At 65.7% G+C, this 2,272-nt stretch carries 2 protein-coding genes; both read left to right on the top strand.

The genetic code is table 11. From position 1 onward, the window contains the following. On the top strand, nt 1-277 hold a 277-nt coding region (locus tag VKH46_15845), incomplete at its 5' end, for a response regulator (protein HKB72312.1). Nucleotides 278-437: 160 nt separating this feature from the next. After that, nucleotides 438-2,272, top strand: a 1,835-nt coding sequence (locus VKH46_15840; protein ID HKB72311.1) for a PAS domain S-box protein, incomplete at its 3' end; no start/stop codon positions are given.

Below are 2,272 nucleotides of genomic sequence, written 5' to 3'. Positions count from 1 at the left end.
GGAGTCGTCGCTCGTGCTGCTCGCCCTGGACCTTCCGAAAATGAATGGCCTCGATCTCCTCGTCCGTTTGAGGCGAGACGATCGGACGCGAGAGACTCCCGTCGTGATCCTGACCTCGTCGAAGAAGGAACACGATCTGATCCGGGCGTACAAGGCGGGGGCGAACGACTTCATCCGAAAGCCGCTGACGGTCGAGAAGCTTCGCGAGACTTTGCGAAAACTGCGCCTTCCCCCTCTCGCGAACGATCGACCCTCCCGCGGCGATCGACGAGCCTGAAAACGGAGCCGGGTTCCTGAACGCACGATCGATCCGCGTCCTCATCGCGTCGAAACGAAACGAAGCGATCGAGCGAATCGAAAGCGCGCTGGCGGATGCGACGGGGACTCTCTCGTTTCGCGTCACGTCCGTGGGATCGGCGGCCTCGTTCGGGGCGCGGATGGACGACGAAGCGCCCGATGTGGTCCTCGTGGACGCGGAATTCGACCCGGAACGACCTCTGGCCCTTCTCGACGCCATCCGCGGCCGCGCGCCTCGGGCGCCCGTCATCGTCATGGTCGATCGCGACATGCCGGCTCTCGCCGACGAGGCGCTTCGCCTGGGCGCGGTGGAATGTCTGCCTCTGACATCTCTCTCCGGGCGAGCCCTCACCTCGTCGATCCGGTATGCGGTCGACCGCCGGAGCCCTCCGGCGGAGAGGAACGTGGAAGAGGCACTCCGCAGATCCGAGTTGCGATTTCGCGAAATCGCTTCCGAGGTGTTTCTCTGCACGCATGACCTGGAAGGCCGGATACTCTCGATAGACGACGCGACCAGCGAGGCTCTCGGCTTCGCGCCGTCGGAGCTCGTCGGCGTCTCGATCCAGGACCTGCTCGTCCCGGGCCGTCGCTCCGATTTTGCCGGCTATCTCCAGAAAATCGCGCGCGCGCGCGCCGCCGCCGGCTGCATGGCCCTGATGACGCGCGGCGGTGAAACCCGCTATTGGAACTACCAGAACCGCTTGTCCGACGACCGCCCGCCGGTCGTCCTCGGAAGAGCAGTCGACGTGACCGCCCGAATCCGCGCCGACGCGGTTTCCGATCTTTTCTCGAGGCGCCAGGCCGCCATTCTCGACGCGCTGCCGATCGACATCGGGCTCATCGGACCCGACGGAACGATGCTGGCCGTCAACGCCGGATGGAGGGGGTTCGCCTGCAACGAGGATCACGGGCCGAAAGGTCTCGGGGAAGGCGCGAATTACCTTGCCGCCTGCGAAGCCGGTCATCCGGCCACGCCCGGACGTGAATTCGCAGCGGTCGTCCGGGACATCCTGGACGGCCGGCGTGCGTCCTACGACGGAGAATGGTCGTGCGAAAAATCCGGTCGCAGGCGCCGTTTCCACGTCACGGTCGCCCCGGTGGAGACGGAGGCCGCCCGCGGTGCGGTCATCATGCAGATCGACCGGACCGAGCTGCTCGAGGCGGAGCTCGAGCGGCGGCGGCAGGCATCGATCTTCGAAAACATGCATGACGCCGTGGTGATCGCCGACACCGACGGAAAGATCACCGACTGGAACCCGAGCGCCGCCTTAATGTACGGCCTCTCGCGGGAACGGTCCATCGGAAATGCCGTCGAAACGCTCGCCGGAGACCGTGCCGACGAAGCGAGGCTGGGAGAGATACGCCGGCAAGCGGAGACCGGCGGACGATGGTCGGGCGAAATCAGCCATCGGAGGAGCGATGGCTCACCGGGCGTCCGGGAGCTCGTCGTCGTCGGCCTTCTCGGCGCGGCCGGCGAGCTTCTCGGCACCGCCGGAATCAGCCGCGACATCACGGAGCGAAGGGCCGCGGAGAAAGCCGTCCGATCGTCGGAAGAGCGGTATCGACTCCTCTTCGAGAGGAACCAGGCGGGCATCTACCGGACGACGATCGAGGGCCGGTTCCTCGAGTTCAACGACGCCTTCGCGCGGATTCTCGGCTACACGAGCGAGGAGCTCCGGACGATGCGGGCCGGCGACCTCTATTTTTCCGAAGCCGATCGCCAGACGGCGATCCAGGATCTCTCCCGAACGGGGATGCTCGAAAGCTCCGAATGCTGTCTGAGGCGCCGCGACGGCTCTCCGATATGGGTCATCGAGAACATCTCGTTGATCGCGGGCCCGGACGGCCGCTGCATCGAAGGGTCTTTCATCGACATCACCGATCGCCGTGCCGTCGAGGAGGCCCTCCGCGAGTCCGAGGAGCGATACCGCTTCCTCTTCGACCGGAACCCGCTGCCGATGTGGGTCTACGATGT

Source organism: Thermoanaerobaculia bacterium, from assembly GCA_035260525.1.
In the GTDB taxonomy this organism is placed as follows: domain Bacteria; phylum Acidobacteriota; class Thermoanaerobaculia; order UBA5066; family DATFVB01; genus DATFVB01.
This window is presented reverse-complemented; position numbering and strand designations above follow the sequence as displayed.